Annotated in this window: 19 protein-coding genes and 2 pseudogenes; 14 read left to right on the forward strand and 7 right to left on the reverse strand. The window is 69.4% G+C overall.

Going from position 1 to position 16,926, the window contains the following annotated elements; genetic code table 11:
* The first annotated feature begins 26 nt into the window (after window positions 1-26).
* The 4 genes from ACZ4Z1_RS35760 to ACZ4Z1_RS35775 all read left to right on the forward strand — a co-directional run bounded on the left by ACZ4Z1_RS35760 (window position 27) and on the right by ACZ4Z1_RS35775 (window position 5,264).
* Window positions 27-1,742 carry an asparagine synthase-related protein gene (locus ACZ4Z1_RS35760; protein ID WP_468490840.1) on the forward strand — a complete coding sequence of 572 codons (1,716 nt, stop codon included), beginning with the start codon at window positions 27-29 and terminating at the stop codon, window positions 1,740-1,742.
* 77 nt (window positions 1,743-1,819) lie between these two features.
* Window positions 1,820-2,095 carry a PqqD family protein gene (locus ACZ4Z1_RS35765; protein WP_361157993.1) on the forward strand — a complete coding sequence of 92 codons (276 nt, stop codon included), beginning with the start codon at window positions 1,820-1,822 and terminating at the stop codon, window positions 2,093-2,095.
* Complete coding sequence (locus tag ACZ4Z1_RS35770) at window positions 2,092-2,637, forward strand: lasso peptide biosynthesis protein (RefSeq protein WP_468490841.1); 546 nt, start codon at window positions 2,092-2,094, stop codon at window positions 2,635-2,637. The genes ACZ4Z1_RS35765 and ACZ4Z1_RS35770 overlap by 4 nt, the downstream gene beginning before the upstream one ends.
* A 1,661-nt stretch (window positions 2,638-4,298) precedes the next feature.
* Window positions 4,299-5,264 (forward strand): ribosome-inactivating family protein, encoded by a 966-nt coding sequence (locus ACZ4Z1_RS35775; RefSeq protein ID WP_361157998.1) that lies wholly within the window; start codon window positions 4,299-4,301, stop codon window positions 5,262-5,264.
* A 355-nt stretch (window positions 5,265-5,619) separates the two neighbouring features.
* On the opposite strand, the gene ACZ4Z1_RS35780 is transcribed toward ACZ4Z1_RS35775, so the two are convergent.
* A complete protein-coding gene (locus tag ACZ4Z1_RS35780) occupies window positions 5,620-6,426 on the reverse strand; it encodes an SDR family oxidoreductase (protein WP_468490842.1) in 807 nt (268 codons plus the stop codon).
* Between the two features lie 63 nt (window positions 6,427-6,489).
* On the opposite strand from ACZ4Z1_RS35780, the gene ACZ4Z1_RS35785 reads away from it, so the two are divergent.
* On the forward strand, window positions 6,490-7,275 hold the full coding sequence (locus ACZ4Z1_RS35785) for a helix-turn-helix domain-containing protein (protein WP_468490843.1): 786 nt from the start codon (window positions 6,490-6,492) through the stop codon (window positions 7,273-7,275).
* Between the two features lie 177 nt (window positions 7,276-7,452).
* On the opposite strand, the gene ACZ4Z1_RS35790 is transcribed toward ACZ4Z1_RS35785, so the two are convergent.
* On the reverse strand, window positions 7,453-7,623 hold the full coding sequence (locus ACZ4Z1_RS35790) for a hypothetical protein (RefSeq protein WP_468490844.1): 171 nt from the start codon (window positions 7,621-7,623) through the stop codon (window positions 7,453-7,455).
* 146 nt (window positions 7,624-7,769) lie between these two features.
* Between ACZ4Z1_RS35790 and ACZ4Z1_RS35795 the strand changes: the two genes are divergently transcribed.
* Complete coding sequence (locus ACZ4Z1_RS35795) at window positions 7,770-7,919, forward strand: DUF6207 family protein (RefSeq protein WP_468490845.1); 150 nt, start codon at window positions 7,770-7,772, stop codon at window positions 7,917-7,919.
* 646 nt (window positions 7,920-8,565) lie between these two features.
* On the opposite strand, the gene ACZ4Z1_RS35800 is transcribed toward ACZ4Z1_RS35795, so the two are convergent.
* On the reverse strand, window positions 8,566-8,868 hold the full coding sequence (locus ACZ4Z1_RS35800; protein ID WP_468490846.1) for a helix-turn-helix transcriptional regulator: 303 nt from the start codon (window positions 8,866-8,868) through the stop codon (window positions 8,566-8,568).
* Between the two features lie 65 nt (window positions 8,869-8,933).
* On the opposite strand from ACZ4Z1_RS35800, the gene map reads away from it, so the two are divergent.
* Window positions 8,934-9,716: a type I methionyl aminopeptidase gene (gene map, locus ACZ4Z1_RS35805; protein ID WP_468490847.1), complete on the forward strand. Its 783-nt coding sequence runs from the start codon at window positions 8,934-8,936 to the stop codon at window positions 9,714-9,716.
* 373 nt (window positions 9,717-10,089) lie between these two features.
* Here the strand turns inward: map and ACZ4Z1_RS35810 are convergent, their stop codons facing one another.
* Together ACZ4Z1_RS35810 and ACZ4Z1_RS35815 are read right to left on the reverse strand one after the other, a co-directional pair.
* A complete protein-coding gene (locus tag ACZ4Z1_RS35810; RefSeq protein ID WP_468490848.1) occupies window positions 10,090-10,272 on the reverse strand; it encodes a hypothetical protein in 183 nt (60 codons plus the stop codon).
* Between the two features lie 258 nt (window positions 10,273-10,530).
* Window positions 10,531-11,463, reverse strand: a complete 933-nt coding sequence (locus ACZ4Z1_RS35815) for a DMT family transporter (RefSeq protein WP_468490849.1) — start codon at window positions 11,461-11,463, stop codon at window positions 10,531-10,533.
* 69 nt (window positions 11,464-11,532) lie between these two features.
* Here ACZ4Z1_RS35815 and ACZ4Z1_RS35820 point away from each other — a divergent pair, with 69 nt between their 5' ends.
* A complete protein-coding gene (locus tag ACZ4Z1_RS35820; protein WP_468490850.1) occupies window positions 11,533-12,141 on the forward strand; it encodes a TetR/AcrR family transcriptional regulator in 609 nt (202 codons plus the stop codon).
* Between the two features lie 118 nt (window positions 12,142-12,259).
* Complete coding sequence (locus tag ACZ4Z1_RS35825) at window positions 12,260-12,448, forward strand: hypothetical protein (protein WP_468490851.1); 189 nt, start codon at window positions 12,260-12,262, stop codon at window positions 12,446-12,448.
* 583 nt (window positions 12,449-13,031) lie between these two features.
* Here the strand turns inward: ACZ4Z1_RS35825 and ACZ4Z1_RS35830 are convergent.
* Both ACZ4Z1_RS35830 and ACZ4Z1_RS35835 read right to left on the reverse strand, forming a co-directional pair.
* Window positions 13,032-13,370, reverse strand: a pseudogene (locus ACZ4Z1_RS35830) (transposase); the annotation flags it as partial.
* 165 nt (window positions 13,371-13,535) lie between these two features.
* On the reverse strand, window positions 13,536-14,474 hold the full coding sequence (locus ACZ4Z1_RS35835) for a GlxA family transcriptional regulator (protein WP_468490852.1): 939 nt from the start codon (window positions 14,472-14,474) through the stop codon (window positions 13,536-13,538).
* A gap of 196 nt (window positions 14,475-14,670) precedes the next feature.
* Between ACZ4Z1_RS35835 and ACZ4Z1_RS35840 the strand changes: the two genes are divergently transcribed.
* The 5 genes and pseudogenes from ACZ4Z1_RS35840 to ACZ4Z1_RS35860 all read left to right on the forward strand — a co-directional run.
* Entirely contained in the window at window positions 14,671-15,360 is a 690-nt protein-coding gene (locus tag ACZ4Z1_RS35840) for a DJ-1/PfpI family protein (protein WP_468490853.1), read from the forward strand.
* Between the two features lie 64 nt (window positions 15,361-15,424).
* Window positions 15,425-15,742 carry a hypothetical protein gene (locus ACZ4Z1_RS35845; RefSeq protein WP_468490854.1) on the forward strand — a complete coding sequence of 106 codons (318 nt, stop codon included), beginning with the start codon at window positions 15,425-15,427 and terminating at the stop codon, window positions 15,740-15,742.
* Window positions 15,739-16,215 (forward strand): DUF2269 family protein, encoded by a 477-nt coding sequence (locus ACZ4Z1_RS35850; RefSeq protein WP_468490855.1) that lies wholly within the window; start codon window positions 15,739-15,741, stop codon window positions 16,213-16,215. Before ACZ4Z1_RS35845 ends, ACZ4Z1_RS35850 begins: the two co-directional genes overlap by 4 nt.
* 2 nt (window positions 16,216-16,217) lie before the next feature.
* Window positions 16,218-16,514: a DUF3817 domain-containing protein gene (locus ACZ4Z1_RS35855; protein ID WP_468490856.1), complete on the forward strand. Its 297-nt coding sequence runs from the start codon at window positions 16,218-16,220 to the stop codon at window positions 16,512-16,514.
* Window positions 16,511-16,831: pseudogene (locus ACZ4Z1_RS35860) on the forward strand (DUF6010 family protein); the annotation flags it as partial. The gene ACZ4Z1_RS35855 and the pseudogene ACZ4Z1_RS35860, both read left to right, overlap by 4 nt.
* Between the last annotated feature and the right edge of the window lie 95 nt (window positions 16,832-16,926).

Below are 16,926 nucleotides of genomic sequence, written 5' to 3' on the forward strand. Positions count from 1 at the left end.
TGCCGGGGACCAACCCGGGGAGAGCGATGGCCGTCCAGTACCTGACGGAGTTTCCCGGCTGTTCCGGACGAGTGGCCGCCGGTACGACCGTCGTGGACCACGCGTACGTACCGTTCGGCGCCCGCCGCAGCCACCGCCCGCCCGGCAGCTACGTGCGTCAGTGGCTCCCGGAGGGAACGGCCGCTCCCACGAGCGGCTCCCTCCAGCCGTTCTCCCACTCCTTCCTTTCCCTCGCCGGACCGCCCCCGCGCGAACTGCCACCGGAACGGGTGCAGAGCCTGATCCGCGACGTGGACCGCGGCGCGTACGCCGCCCTACGCCAACTGGGGCCGGACGTCGCCGGCGCAATCGTCACGCCTCGGCGCGTTGTCCTCTTCCGAGGGGTGTGCAGCGCCGATCAGCTCTTCTTCCGTGCGTCCGACGGCTGGACACGCTGGTCGAGTGACCCGCGCGACCTGCTCGACGGCCCGCCGCGCTTCGACCACGAATCCCTCTGGCGCGCGTGCCGGGGCGAGGACGTCTTCGTCTTCCCCGGCCTGGAGCGGCTGTCTCCCGGCCGGCTCGTCGTGGCGGACGGCTGGTCCACACATACCGAGACGTACGACGAGATAACGGAACTGCCGATTCCGCGCCGCACCTCACTGCGCACCTACGCCGAAGTCGGCTACGAACTGCTTCGGGAGGAAACCCGCCGGTATGCGTCCGCCGGCCGTACCGGGGTCCTGCTCTCGGGCGGCGTGGATTCCGCGACCGTGCTCGCCGCGCTCGCCGACCACGGGGCCGATGTCACCGCGTACCACATGCGCAGCACCGACCCGCTCGCCGACGAATCGCCGCGGGCGCGCGAGGTGTGCCGCGCGCTGTCGGTTCCCCTGGTGACGGTGGACCCGCCCGGTGAGGACGAGCCCTACTTCCCCGACCGTCACGACTTCCCGCTGCCCTTCAACCACGTCTGGTTCCGCCGCCTGGACCTGACGGCCCGCCGGATTGCCCAGGACGGGGTCCGTACGCTGCTCACCGGCCTGGACGGAGACATCGTCTTCGGCCCGCTGCGCTACGGCCTGTACGACGTCGCCGTCGCCGACGTGCTGTGGCGCGAGCGGTTCGCCATGGCCAACGGCCTGCTCAGCTCCCGATGGGAACTGAGCAGGATCATCCGCAGCCTCCGCCCCGGACGCTCGCTCTACGAAGACCCCGAAGCAACCGCTGAAACCGAGCGTGCCAGCGACTTCCTGGTCCCCGCCCCCGACGCCGGCCCCGAGCGGTACGAGCCGGACTCGGCCGCGCAGGAGCACACACTGAACCTCACGGTCTGGCGGCCGTACGGCATCCACTGCACCAAGCCCTGGGGCGGGCGCGACCTGCGCCGGCTGTCGGCCCGGCTGCCCAACGCCTACCGGGTCATCCCGTACGGCGGGCGCACCATCGACAAACCCGTACTGCGTCTCGCCGCCGCGCGCCGCGGGGTGCCCTCCTGCGTGTGGCGGCACTACGGGCGGGACTGGCTCGGCTCACCGGACGAGACGTGGTGCCTGCGCCACCCGGACGCCATCGCGGACATCCTGGGCGGGACCGACACCCGGCTGACCGCCCTGGGCATCGTCGACCCGCACCGCCTGGCCACCGTCCTCGCCGACCCGCGCGCCCTGCGCCGCAACGCCGAGAACCTGCTGTGTACGGCCATGGTCGAACTCTTCTTGCATGACCTGGCGCACAAGACCGCCCCGGTGCCCGGGACATGAACACCGGACGCACGCCTCGGGGCCCATGTCCACGCAACGACCGCCATGGTTCCGGCCCCTGCGACAGGAGATCTACGATGCCGCTGATCCGCCTCGCCGAACAGACCGTATTCGACCCTGCCGACGGTACGGGCGTCCTCCTGGACACCACCGAAGGCGTCTATTTCGAGCTGAACCCCACCGCGACCCTCATCCTGGAAGCGGCCATACGCTGCGAGACCTACGACGAAGCCGTCCGCGACCTCGCGACACGCATCGACGCCGGCGACAGCGAACTGCGCGAGGGCATCACCTCGCTCGCCGCCCAGCTCGCCGAGAGCCGCCTCATCGTGCCGAGTGGTGTGTCGCCGTGACGGGCTGGGCGAGCGGGATCCGGACGACCACGAACCGGACGGCTGCCGACCGGGCGACCGCGGACTGGGCCTTCCTGCTGTGGGGCGAGGATGCGGCCGGGCCCGTGCCTCGCACGCCCCCATCGGCGCACCTGGCCGCCGCCGTGCACACCGCGCGGGCACTACGGGGCCTGAGGCGGCACGGCTGGGGCGTGGCGCAGACCCGTCTACGCGATCTGCGGCCGGCCACGGGCGCCCACCGCGGCCTGCCGGAGGCCACGGCCGTCCGCCTCGCCCGCCGGGAACTGGCCCGCTGTCAGCTCGTGGTCCGGCTGACCGAGCCCAACGCACTGTGTCTGGCCAGGTCATTCGCGCTGGCTGTCCATCTGTCAGTGCTCGGACTGCCGGCCGAGACCATCATCGCCCGGCAACGGTCGTCGATCGGAGCCCGGTTCGCCTTCCACTCATGGACCGAACTGTACGGCGAGGTCCTCAACGACGTCCCGGTCGTCCAGAGCGGCCACACGGTGCTCCAACGGGTCGGGTGCACCGCGCTCCACTGACCGTCCGAGCGGCCGTCCTCGGGCAAGGCCCCATCGGGGCCAGGCTGTGCAGGCGGGCCATGCCCCAGGACGGCAACCTCACCTCGGTGACCGGCACCAGCGGCACCGCGACGGTCTTCGAGTACGACGACGCGCACCGCATGACCGCCTGGATCGACACCGACGGCAGCGTTACGACTACACCTACGACGCGCACGGCCGCCTGCTGCCCCCACCCAGCCCGACGGCTGGCTTCGTTCACTTCACGTACTCCGTGGCCGCCGCCGCGACCCCGGCCTGGACGACCAGATCGTGAGCGCCGCGATCGGCACCCACTGTCTGGACATCAGCGAGCCGAAGACGCCGCGTGGCGAAGAGCCCGGCTACCGGCTCCGCACAGCCCGGTGGGGCCTGTCCGACCTCGACCCCGCCCGGTGCCCACCCACCGTCGTGTCCGACCAGGACCCGCAGTCGCCGGCCGGCCCCGGTGCGCACGCTTCGTGCCGACTACCGGGTCCGGGGCCGGGGGAGCGGGAGATTCCCCGCGTCCCGCTGCGCTACGACCGGGCGGTCCTCGCCGGCGCGGTGGTGCGGGAGAAGCTGTGCACCACCGCTGTGCGGGACCGGGCGTACGACCTCGCCGCGCATCAGCAAGCAGCGATGCCCGAGCGTCGTCGAGCTCAGCGCTCCGCACCCGATCGTGCAGCCCATCGAGGGCGAGGACTACACCGTCCTCGCCCCTCCGCCGCCGGAGAAGCGCACCCGCTGGCGCATCGACGTGACGCGGGACGGGCGCCGTCTGGTACACCGCCTGGACTGCGCAGCCAGGGCCGGAGGTGGCCACCACGTGCGCGATCTGCCGCCCGGAGGCGGTCCTGCGGACGCTGCTTCCGCCGCCGGACGAGGCGTTCTGACAGCCCTGCGTACGGTTCCCTTTGGACCCGGTGGTGGGTGGCCTGCCTGTGAGGCAGCACCGCTCCCGCGTTATGCCAGGGGCGCCGGTGTTTCCTCCAGAGCTTTCGGCGACCTTGCGGGCCATCGCCGCGATGTGGGGCGGGAGGTGGCGGTCAAGGGAGTCGATGTCGTCGCTGAGTCCGGCGCGTAGCCCGTGCAGGCACGCTGCGGTGAAAAGTTTCTGCGGGGCCTCGTTGGTTGTGGCCGGTTGTGAAGGCAGCCTCGGCGCGCGCCTGGGCCCACGCGTACCCGAGGCCCAGCTCAGGATCGTCGGTTTCAGGGCGGGATCCTCCCAGCAGGCCCGCCGGCTCTGCCCGTTCCTCGGGCTCGGGGCCGTCGGCTCGGCTGCGCTGCTGCTTGGTCTGCAGGTACGACCGGCGGGCTCCTCAGAGGTGTCCTCGCGTTGGCGGTACGCGGCGAAAGCATGGCTGCCCTGTTCGAACCTGTGTCATATCCGCTGATCATTGACTGTCTCTGGCGGTTGGCAGGTTGGTGCAACGCTGGTGCGGGGTGGGCGGTTGTCGATGGGGCAGGGCGGGGGGCCGACGTTAGATAACCGTTAGGTCGGCGCGGCAGAGTGAGGGACATCCGCCGTGGGCCGTGGCTCGTCCGTCCTGGTCTTCGGCGGCCTCGGGCCGCCTGATGTCTTGCGCTCGCCGGGCCCCGGAACTGCGGCCGCACCCTCGCCGGCCAGCCACCTCGACCAGAACGTTTCAGGAGAACCTTCGATGCATCCGATATCCGCACCGTGGCGTTTCGGCCGGCGGCTCGGCATTCTCTGCCTTGCCCTGTTCGCCGCGTGCAGCCTGCTGACCGGCAATGCGAAGCCCGCATACGCCGAGACCACCCAGCGCTGGACCGTCATGGACTTCAACATGTCGAACTACCTCCGGTACCAGACCCCCGGCCAGGTCACCCCAGAGACGAGCGCCAACGCCCGCCGCTACCGGTACATGGTGGATCAGCTCCGGGAGCTCGCAAGCCACCCGCTCACTTACGCGGATGCGGGAATGGCCCAGTCTCCGAGAGAGCTGAACAGCAACATCATCGAGATGCGGATCTGGGACAACTTCCGTTCGGACATCGCGCTGTACTTCAGCGCGAGCAACCTCTACCTGCTCGGGTTCGCCGTCGACGGGGTCCACTGGCGGTTCAGCGACACCCCCTCGTCCCTGGCGCGAGAACTGCAGGCCCACTACGGAGGGCCGCTCCCGCTCTTCAACAACCTCGGCTACACCGGGCGCTACCGCGACCTGGACCCCGGCGAGGACCGCGGCAACTTCCGCTACACCTCAGAACGCTTCGCCAACGCCATGCAGAGCCTGCGGCATGTGCGCGACGGGGACACGCGACGCTACCGTGGAGACATCGCCGCGGTCATCGGCGCCACCTCGGAAGCAGCCCGCTTCGGCTGGATCCAGCGACGCATCGACACCGTCATCCTCAACGGACGGGACCCCCAGTCGGACGGCACCGTGCAGAACCTCGGCAACTTCGGCGTAGGCCTGGAGAACGCGTGGTCGTCTCTGTCCAGAGCCGTCCACGAGAGCCTGCGAGGCGAAACCACCCGTCCGGTGACCGTCGACCACCGGACCTACCGCAACTGGACCGACGTCAGCCGCGGCGTCGGCGACAACCAGTCAATCGCGCCCCGCATCGCCCCCTTCATCTCGCTGTACGCCTCCGGCAACTGACCTCACAGCAGTCCGCCACACCACGCACGCCGGCCGTGTGCCCCGCTGTCAAAGTCAGGGGCGCGGCCGGCCCGCATACAGGGCGCAGCGAACCCGGCACCGGCCGCCTGCCCCGGCCCGGAAACCGCGGAACCCGGCGCCGTCGGCCGCCGTGGCCACCCGCCATCTGAGCCGAAGCAGGATAGCTGTCACATAGGCGGGCTTGTTGTCACCGAGCTGCACGGCGCCCTGTTCCCGTCACGCCGGCGCGGGCGGATGCACCGGCTGCCGTCGAGGCGTCCCGTACTCGATGCCGGTGACAGCGTGCAGCAGGTGATGCGCGGGGGCCTGGACGCCGCAGGGTGCTTCGTACCGGTCACGCTCGGGAGGCGAGCTGCCGCCATTCGCTCCACATGTCGAGCCGCTTGCGATAGGCCGCTTCGACAATCGGATAGGGGTAGGTGCCGAGGAAGAGCCGCAGGGGTGGTTCATCGGTGTCGACGAGTTCGAGGACAACGGCGGCGGTGCCTCGCGCGTCCTGGGGCGTGCGGGCGGACGCACCGGCCCGACGCGCGGCGCGGACGGGTTCGTAGGCGGGGAGCGGCTCGGTGTGCACCGCGGAGGCGCCCGACCAGTCGGTGCCGTAGGGGCCGGGTTCGACGAGGGTCACGTTGATCCCGAATGGAGCGACCTCCTGGGCCAGGGCCTCACTCATCCCCTCCAGGGCCCACTTGGAGGCGTTGTACAGCCCGAGCGTGGGGAAGGCGGCGAGGCCACCGAGGCTGGAAACCTGCAGGATGTGGCCGCTGCCTTGGGCCCGCAGGTACGGCAGGGCCGCCTGCGTCACCCACAGCGGGCCGAACAGGTTGGTGTCGAGCTGTGCGCGGGCCTCTTCCTCGGTGGTTTCCTCGACCATGCCGAACAGGCCGTAACCCGCGTTGTTGACGACCACGTCGAGGCGGCCGAAGGCCTCGGCGGCCCGCTGCACCGCGGCGGTCACGGCGGTGCGGTCGGTCACGTCAAGGCGGAGCGGGAGGACGTTGTCCCCGTGGGTGTCAAGGAGGGGCCGCAGGGTCTTGGGGTCGCGTGCGGTGGCGGCGACGCGGTCGCCGCGTTCGAGAGCGGCTTCGGCCCAGATACGGCCGAAGCCGCGGGACGCGCCGGTGATGAACCAGGTCTTCATGGCATCGAGCCTGCGTCGTCTGCACCTGGGCAGCCAGCACCCTTGCAGGGTTACCCTCGCATCATGGCGGCCGACAATCTCCTGGGCGATTTCCTCAAGGCCCGGCGCGCACGGGTCGATCCGGCGGATGTGGCGGTACCCGCCGGCGGACGTCGCCGGGTGGCAGGACTGCGCCGGGAGGAACTGGCCCGGCTCGCCGGAATCAGCGAGCCGTACCTGGTCCGGCTCGAACAGGGCATCGACCGGCACCCTTCGCCCCAGGTGCTGCGCTCCCTCGCGCGGGCGCTGGAGCTGGACGCTGATGCCTCCGCTCACTTGCACGCCCTCGTCGACCCCGCCCCTGTGCCGCCGTCGCGGACCGAGGTCTCCGCGGACGTGCACCGGCTGCTCGACGCGTGGGCGGGCCGCCCTGCCTACGTCCGCGACCGGTGCTTCGACGTGCTGGCGGCGAACAAGCAGGCCCGTGCGCTCGCCCCGATGTACGAGCCCGGGAGCAACCTGGTCCGTGCGGTCTTCCTCGACCCGGCGTCCCGCCGGCTCTTCCCCGACTGGGCGGAGGTAGCCGCGCAGACCGCAGCGGCCCTGCGCGCCGAAGCCGACCCACGCGACCCCAAAACCGTCCGCCTGGTCGCCGAGCTGGACAGGGACGAGGAGTTCCGTCGTCTGTGGATGCGGCACGAGACGCGGCCCGCCCGTGACGAACTCAAGCGCTTCGCGCACCCGGTCGTCGGCAGCCTCGCCCTGCGCAGGCAGGCGCTCACCGTCGGCGGTGCCGAGCAACAGGTGATCATCGTGTACCAGGCGACCGCCGGGAGTCCGTCCGAAGCGGCCCTGGCGCGTCTTCGGTGACGCCCCGGACGCCTACCGTCGGCCAGGGGAGCCCGACCGATGTTCTGGTGGCAGAAGGCCTGCTGAATGAGTTCTCGTGACAAGTCGGGTGCCTCGTTCGTGACAACCGGACTGCTTCGGTTGTTCCCATACGTCAGCTCACCCGGCTCTACCGATGCTGTCGATGAAAACGACCTTTCAGAAGCCGTCGTCGTCCTCATCGTCGCCGGCTACAGGGTCGATGCGGTCGGCTGCGTCCTGGGCGCGGTCGTCGAATCCGGAGGTGGCGGTGGCGCTGTCCGGGTCGCGCTCGGCGGCGTCGGCGATCCGGTCGGCGGATTCGTGGTCCATCGGTGTGGAACGTCCCATGGCTCCAGCATCGGGCCACCCGTCTGAGCCGCAACCGGAGTCGGCGACCCGCCATCGTCGGCACCCCTGCCGCCCGTACGCCGCCCGTACGGGCGATCTCGTGCTGCGGGCCGAACCGCCGGACCTCTCCAGCGGTCTGCCTGTGTATGAAGGCGATCAGTGAGGAGCATCTCGCCGGGCCGGGCCTGGCCGCGGTGGAAGTAGCGGCCGATGTCGAGGAGACCGCGGCGGCTGCGCAGGCCTTGTGCTCTCTGTGGTGGTCCAGCGGTCCGTCGCGGCCATGTCGTGCCCGGTGAGAACGTCGTACGGGTACGGGCTTACGTGGATACCCGACGGGCTCCGGACGGATCCTCCCTGACCGTGACCGTTGCGGCACAGGGGAGCGGTCGTGGCGGGCGGGTAGCTGCATACCGTACGTAAGGCGCTGTGCACGGCTGACGCCGAGGCCAAATCCGTGCGACGGCACCTTGATGAGGCTCCGCGGCATCTGCGGAGCCTGGGCTCGGTGCAGCGGGCGCCGCCGCCGGTACGGCCGTCGTCACGGCGCCGCGTGAGGTGCGCGCAACCGGGCCAAGGGGGGGGGCTCGTGGGCATGGAGAACGGGGCGCAGCACGCCAGGTGGGGCGAGTGGCGACGGCACAGCCGATCCGGGAGCGGAGTGCAGCTTGTGCGCGACTGGCAGCGCCGCATCGAGTGCCCCACGTGCCAGGCAGTCGCGGGCGCGCCTGCCGCACTGTCAACGGCCACCCGACCGACCACCACCGTGCCCGCCGCGACGCTGCCGGAATGCCCCCGTACGAGCAGCAGGTGTAGTGCGAAGCCACTGAGGACGGGCGACTGGCCGGCGTCGACTGCATCGATCCAGGCGAGGGTGACGCCGAGGCGGTCGGTGAGGCTCTCGCCGACCCGTCCCGTCTCCCTGTGTGGTGGTGGGACGGAGTCTTACGCGGTCAGCTGCGCACGTGCGCGATGATCAGCGTTGGCCGGCCCCACGGCACTGCCGCACTGGCTGATCTCTGCCCACACCGCGTCGAGGGAGAGGCCGAGGACGTCGGCGATCGCCGCGATGGTCGGGAAGGCAGGGGTGGCCACCCGGCCCGACTCGATCTTCCGGAGGGTCTCCGGCGAGACCCCCGCGTCGAGCGCGACTTCGAGCATGGAGCGCTCCCCCCTGGCCATACGCAGGAGGACGCCGAGGCGCTGTCCGCGTTCGATCTCTTCGGGAGTGAGCGGCAACCTGACCATGACTCCGATTCTAGTACCGGTATAGTAATGCCGGTATAGTTATTGGAGTGCGAGAAGGGCACCGCGTGATCGAGATCCTGAACCCCACCCTGCTGGCCCGGGCGAAAGACTCCGGTGCCCTGGTCGCCGACATCCTGCAGACGCTGAAGAGCCGCAGCACGGTCGGCACGAACCTGCTGGAGATCGACCGGTGGGCCGAGAAAATGATCGCCGAGGCGGGAGCGCTGTCCTGTTACGTCGACTACGCGCCGTCCTTCGGACGCGGCCCGTTCGGCCACTACATCTGCACGGCCGTCAACGACGCCGTGCTCCACGGGCGGCCGTACGACTACACACTGGCCGACGGTGATCTGCTGACGCTCGATCTCGCCGTCTCCAAGGCCGGTATCGCCGCGGACGCCGCCATCAGCTTCATCGTGGGCGACACGCGGCCTCCGGAAAGCGTCGCGATGATCGCTGCGACCGAACGCGCGCTGGCCGCGGGGATCGCCGCCGCCGGGCCCGGGGCCCGCATCGGCGACATCTCCCATGCCATCGGCACGGTCCTCAGCGAGGCGGGATACCCGATCAACACCGAGTTCGGCGGCCATGGCATCGGATCGACGATGCACCAGGACCCGCACGTTGCGAACACCGGGCGGCCTGGCCGTGGATACAAACTGCGCCCCGGGCTGCTGCTGGCCCTGGAGCCGTGGGTCATGGCGGACACCGCCGAACTCGTCACCGATGCCGACGGGTGGACGCTGCGGAGCGCGACGGGCTGCCGGACGGCACACAGCGAGCACACGATCGCTATCACCGAGGACGGGGCCGAAATCCTCACCCTGCCCAAGCCGTCGCAGCCGTAAGGCTGAAACCCCGTGCTCGTCTTCCCAATTGGGTGAGCACCTACAGCAGGGGAGCGGCCCGCACCAGTCGCGCTCCGATGGTGTGCAGGGACCTGGCCTTCAGACCGTGCTGCATGAGCAGTTCGAGGAGCCGTTCGCAGCCGCAGAGAGCGGCTGCCGAACCGGGAAGACGAGGTGGTTGCCTGGGTCGTCCCGTGCGTAGCGGCGGTAAAGAGGGCGTCGTGTTGTGCTGTCTGTAGTGATCGGAACCGAAGTCGACGAGCCGGCCTGTGGCCCGGCCCTTCTTCTTCCGGCTGGCCAACTGGACGGTCTTCGCCGGGAATGCCGCACTGATGCGGTGCCGGCGTAAGTGGAACGGTCCGCGATACGCGCCTTAGCTCGCGGCTCCGGCCGCGCGTACTTCGGCGAGCGCTTGCCGTGCCAGCTGGCCGAAGCCCTCGCTGTTGTCGGTGTCGATCCACTGCTCAAAGGCGATCTCCCAGACGAGCGTGCCCAGCTTCGCGGCCACGCGCGCGGTCAGGCTCGGGACTCCGCGGCGGTTGAGGGCCTCGATCATCGAGGCGGTGAGGTCGATCCTTTTCAGGGCTTCGCCAGAAGCTGGGCCGTCACGGCATTCGGGTTCGCACCGTGCGCGACGCGGCGCTGGGCGCGCTCGCTGCTGACCTCCCCAGCCCGATCCTCGCCGACGTGACCGGGACGCACCGCCACACCGCGCTCCGCTGGGTCGCCTACGCCGGGTGCGACTGGGCCGAGTACCTGGCGGCCCGGGCCGCAGACGGTGAGGAAGCCCCTCCTCTCCAACGAGGCAGAGGTATCAGGCGCCGTACTTGGCTGGCCTCGCGGGCTCGCCCGTGTCCGTATCCCGCGCGCACACCCTGGTGGATGAGGTGTCGCTGCGATGGACGATGACGACTGCTGCGAGACCGACGGCCAGGCCGACAGCGGTGTGCGGACCGAACGGTTCGCCGAACATGAGGGCTCCCCAGATTGCCGTGACCGGGGCCATGAGGAACATGAGCGTGTTGACCTTGGTGACTCCAGAGCGCCTCAGGATGAGCCAGTACAGCCCGTATCCGCCGAAGGTCGACAAGGCTACGAGCCAGGTGATCGCTGCCCAGAATGAGAGCTCAGCGGGAGGCTTTGCGGCTCCGGCGCTCACGGCGAGTGCCGTGAAGATGACGGCGCTGGTGGTGCAGTGGACGGTCAGCGACACTGCGGGCGCGACCCGTACGCGGGAGCGGCTTTCGAGGAACGTGGCTGCTACCAGCGAGAACATGCCGAGGAAGGGAATGAGATAGGCCCACCAAGCCGCACCGGTGCCGGCCGCGGCATCAGCCATGGTGACGATGGCGACGCCGCTCACCCCCAGGCACAGACCGAGCCACTGCTTGCGCGAGACGTACTGACGCAACAACGGCCCGGCAAGTGCTCCGGCGACGAGGGGCTGGACGCCGTCGATCAGAGCTGTGGTGCCGCTGGAGACCCCGAGTTGGATCGCGTAGTAGACGGTGAGCAGATAGCCACTCTGCGACAGCATGCCGATCATGGTCTGCCGGGCCACATCCCGCACCGCGAGGTCCCGCCACGACGTTCTGGAGACGGTGGCGATGACGATCAGGATGACGGCCAGCGGCAGGAACCGCCACATCAGGATCGTGACCGCAGACGCATTGCCTGCACCGAGCTTGGCTCCGATGAACCCGGAACTCCAGCAGATCACGAAGGCGGTCGAGAGCAGGAATTTCACGCCTCACCCTCCAGTAAACAGATCGGTATACCTATCGGTCCACTATACAGATCGGTATACTCCAGAGGTATGGACACTACCGAGAGGCCACGACGGATCACGATGACGCCTGCCGCACGGCGCGTCCTGGAGGCCGCCGCGAGGCTGTTCTACGAGCGCGGCATCCATGCCGTCGGGGTGGACCTGATCGCCGCCGAGGCCGGAGTGACGAAGAAGACCCTCTACGACCGGTTTGGTTCCAAGGAGCAGATCGTCGTGGAGTACCTCGCGGATCGTGATGAACGCTGGCGGGCCTTCCTCGCCCAGTACCTCGACGCGGCACAGCCGGTGCCGGCAGCGCGCGTCCTGGCCGTCTTCGATGCCTCACGCGCGTGGTCGGCGAAGAACAGCTCCAAGGGGTGCGGCATGGTCAACGCCCACGCCGAGATCAGCGATCCATCCCACCCGGCCTACCCGATCATCACCGGGCAAAAGGAGTGGATGCTCGCCCTGTTCACCGACCTCGCCGGGGACATCACCCCGGACGGGGCCGGCCATCTTGGCCGGACACTCATGCTGCTTCACGAAGGAGCGCTCGTCGCCCACGGCCTGAACGTCTTCGCGGACCCCATCAGCCATGCCCGCAAACAGGCCCAAGCTCTCCTTGCCACCACCGGGGACGCCGTAGCGAAGTGGTGAGGCGACACCTGAAAGATCGCTTCTGCGAGCACGAAAGAGGGGGAACAGCGCACGGTCGGAATAAGCCCCTCCCGCCAGTAGTGGGTGCGTCGGCTTCGGACAGCGTGGACCAGCAAGTGTGCGTGACGACCGAGGTGGCCAGCTCCAGCCGGTGCTCCCGGCGCTTGGCTTCCTCGGCTTTCTCGTCGTCCGTCCAGCCGTACGGGCGCGCGCCCTTGCCGAACCCGGTGTGTCGCCCGCCAAGAAGTGCGAGGTCTCGGCGCGCAGCCCGTTGCCGAAGGCCACACCGGCCCCGCAGGGCGGGTGAGCTCGCAGCCGGGCGCCGCGTGGACCGTTTTCGGAGTACTCAAGGCTGATGAGGATCCAGATTCAAGGAGCCCTATCAAGGTGCTTCCGTCTCGTCTGCGAGAGCGTGGTGCCCCCACGCCAAGCCTCGTGAACAAAAGGAGGCTGCTGTGCTTCCGGGTCATATCCACCGGATGAAAGGCGCCGTCGTGCTGGGTGCCGGCCGCCCCGGCGAGCCTGGTCCTTTCGGGACTCGGCCGCACGAGAAGACCAGCTCGACGACACCGTCCAGGAAGAACCGGACGACGAGAAGTAACCAACGCCTTCACGGTCCGTTGACGCAGATGCGCGACAAGCGCCGGGCCGTACGGCCAGGTTGGGCCCGGTGCACGGCCCGGCGCCCGGTCGTGGACGCCAGGAACCGGAGACCGGGCTGTCCGGACGGGCCCGCTCGTTGCCGGCGCGTAACACGCCGGGTGCAGGAGCGGCGCCGGCTCGCCTCACCATGCCCGGGAAGGCGAGGTGAGGCACGGGGCCGGGCCGGCGGCGGCTGGAAGCCGGTGGTGGTCTGCCTGCTCTCGCGGCTGCTGGATCGGGCCGTGTGCGGTGTACTGGCGCTGCACTCCCGCCGAGGCGTGGCCCTTCTTCATGAAACCGGTCTGGCCCACGATGAGGACACCACCGTCGGTGCCGAGGTGTTCGACGGCGTAGGCGCGGATGTCGTCGCGGACGGCATCGGCGTCCCAGTGGGCGTGGCGCAGCAGCCGTTGCATCGGCCCCGGCCGCGCGTGACCAGCCTGTTCGGACAGCTGCCAGCAGTTCTTCCGCTCGGCCTTCGACAGCGAACCGAGCAAATAGGCACGGACGCTCGCCCTCGGTCCAACTCGGCCGAACCGCACCGGCCCGAGATCCGGGCCATGGCCTGGTCGAACAGCTCCCGCCAGCGGGCAGGGTCTACGCTGTGGCCCGCGGCCACCGCACGATCTTCGTTTGTCCACACCAACCGATGATTACGCGGTGGCCGTACCCGTTTCCGGCCGGGTACGGCCGCAAGATCGCGATACAGACCGGAGTGCTGATCGGATCGACGGCGGCTCCGAGTCACTGGTTCAGCTGAACGTGCGTCGGTAGGTCTGCGGGCTGACGCCGGTGGTGCGTTTGAAGCGGTCACGGAAGGTAGTGGGTGAGCCGAAGCCGACCTGGTAGCCGATGCGCTCCACGGAGTGCTCCGTGGTTTCCAGCAGGTGCTGTGCCTGGCGGATGCGGGCTCGGTGGAGCCACTGGAGCGGTGTGGTGCCGGTCTGCTCGCGGAAGCGCCGGATCAGGGTTCGGGTGCTGGTCCCGGCCCGTTCGGCGATGTCGGCGAGGGTGAGGTCGCGGGTCAGGTTTTCCCGTAGCCAGGCGAGCAGCACCTCGAGCTCGGAGCCCTGCGGTGTGGGGGCGTGGTCGTGGACGATGAACTGCGCCTGTCCGCCCTCCCGTTCGAGAGGCATCACCGACAGGCGGGCGGCGTCGGCGGCGACGGCCGAGCCGTAGTCACGGCGGATCATGTGCAGACACAGGTCCATACCCGCGGCAGCACCGGCCGAGGTGAGGAACTGGCCGTTGTCGACATAGAGGACGTCTGGGTCGACGTCGATGTCCGGGTGGGTGGCGGCCAGAAGCCCGGCCGCACGCCAGTGGGTCGTGACGCGCAGCCCGTCGAGGAGCCCGGTGGCAGCCAGGGGGAAGGTGCCTGCGCAGATGGAGGCGATCCGCGTGCCGTCGGCAGCGGCCGACCGCAGTGCGTCGCGCACGGTGGGAGGGAGCGATGCAGTGGGATCGGTGACGCCCGGCACGATGATCGTGTCCGCATCCTGGAGGCCCTCCAGGCCCCAGGGGGCGCGCAGGGTGAAGGCTCCGGCGTCGGTCTCGTCGTGCTCGGCGCACACCCGGACCTGGTAGCCGGGACGCCCGTCGGGCAGGCGGGTCCGGGAGAAGACCTCGATCGGGGTGGACAGATCGAACGGGATCACCTGATCCAGCGCGAGAACAGCAACGGTGTGCATGGCCAGAACATACCTCCCCATCGGCTTGACGGATCCGGACCGATACTCGGGCAGCTCTATGTCATTGCAGCCCCGAGCCTTCTGGAAGCCCTTGGCAATATCCCGTTGAAATCCGTCACTAGTGCCACTGGGCGATCACGATGCCAGCCGGTTGACTTCGGAGCGTCCGATGGAAATCGCCCCCGAAGGAACATCCATGCACATCCAGGTCGTCCTGTTCGATGGCTCCGACCCGCTCGATGTCATCGCCCCCTACGAGGTGCTGCACGCCGGCGGCTCGGCGTCGGACGGCGCGGTGACCGTCGAGCTGGTCTCCGCGGAGGGCCCTCGTGAGGTGATCAGCGGAACCGGAGGACTGACACTGCGCGCCACTGGCGTCCTCGACCTGGAGCGCGCGGACATGCTTCTGGTGCCCGGCGCCTCCGGCCGCGTAGGTGAACCCGGCGAGGTCCCGGAAGAAGAGGTGGGTGCCGGCGAGCGGAAGCAGGACGAGTTCATCCCGGTGCTGCTGGGCCGCACGCTGACCACCGAGCTCCCTGCGCTCCTCAAGCAGGCCATGGACGCCCCGGACATCACGGTCGCCACCGTCTGCGGCGGCTCGCTTGTCCTGGCCATGGCAGGTCTGCTGGAGGGACGTCACGCCACCACCCATCACCTGGGCCTCGACATGCTGGACGCCACCGGCGCCCACGCGGTCCGCGCCCGCATCGTGGACGACGGCGATCTGATCACCGGCGCGGGCGTCACCTCCGGGCTCGACCTGGGCCTGTATCTGCTGGAGCGCGAGGTCGGCCCCCGCGTCGCGCACGCCGTCGAAGAGCTCTTCTGCCACGAGCGGCGCGGCACCGTCTGGCGCGCCCAGGGCCCGACGCCTACCCCCCTCTGAGCACTCGGCCCTTCGCAGGTCAGTCGCTCACCATCCCCCTTGCACAGTCAGGAAGAACACCAGCATGTCCGTCGAAGGCACCTGGAACCTGTCCGTCTCCACCCCCATCGGCAAGATCAAAGCCGTGGTCGAACTCCGTGAGCAGGACGGCACCCTGACCGGCGTCGCCCACGGAGCCGGCGAGAAAATACCACTCGCCGACATCACCCTCGACGGCGACCGGCTCACCTGGAAGCAGGCCGTCACCAAGCCCATGCGGCTGAACCTGGCGTTCGACGTGACGGTCGACGGCGACACCCTCCGGGGCACTTCCAAAGCTGGCCGCCTTCCGTCTTCGAAGGTCACCGGCGAGCGTCAGACCGCCCCGGAGTACCAGGCGTGACCAAGCTCCTTCTGTCCTTGCATGTCCTGGCCGCCATCGTCGCCGTCGGCCCGGTCACGGTCGCCGCGAGCATGTTTCCTGCGACGCTGCGCCGCGCCCTCGGCGACTCCGGCGACGGCGACGCCCGCACGACCCTGCGGACACTGCACCGCATCTGCCGGGTCTACGCGGGCATCGGCATCGCCGTTCCCCTCTTCGGCTTCGCCACGGCCAGCAGTCTCGGCGCTCTCGGCGACACCTGGCTGATCACCTCGATCCTGCTGACGGCGGCAGCCGCCGGCGTCCTGGCCCTGCTGATCCTGCCCGCGCAGGACCGTGCTCTGGCCGAGACGACGAGTTCCGCCTCGCCGTTGCCAGCGCCAACCCCCTTGGCACCGGGCCGTCTCGCCATGCTCACCGGCATCTTCAACCTGCTCTGGGCCACCGTCACCGTACTGATGATCATCCGTCCCGGCTCCACCACGGGGGTGTGACCATGTACCTCCGGTCTCCGCGCCACCTGCGCACCGCGGCTCACGCCGAGCTGATCTCCCTGATCGTGATGCTGGCCAACGTGTTCACCGTCCACCTCAAGCCCATCTCATCCTTGATGGGCCCCACCCATGGCTGCGCCTACCTGTTCGTCGTGATCGCGACCTGGCGCCTCAAGCAGGCCCCGGCCGCCGCCAAAGTCCTGGCCATCGTTCCGGGCATCGGAGGGCTGCTCGCGCTGCGACAGCTCGACCGCGTCGATACGGCCCGCGCCCAGCCGGAAGAAGTCATGCCCTCATGAACCTTGTGTCACCGGTGATCGTCGGCATCATCTACTGCCTGCTGATGTCCCTGATCAAAGAACCGCACCGACGCCGCTTCAACGCGATCATGGTGGGCGGAGCCGGCGCCGCATATCTGAGCGGGGGCGGATTCGGCCCGTGGGAGCTCCCGTTCGTCGCGCTCATGGCCTACGTCGCCTACCGCGGCCTGGAGTCCTGGTCCTTCATCGGCATCGGCTGGCTGCTCCACACCGCATGGGACATGGCCCACCACCTCAAGGGCAATCCGATCCTGCCGTTCTCCCACGACGTATCCCTGGCATGCGCCATCTGCGATGGGTCCGGTTCGTTTCGAGTGACTGGCTGACCTGGGTGTTTGCCTGAGCGGGCTGGTCGGGGGTGTTGGTTGCTTCTACCTTCTCGGTGAGGGGG

Source organism: Streptomyces sp. NPDC030165, assembly GCF_055573595.1.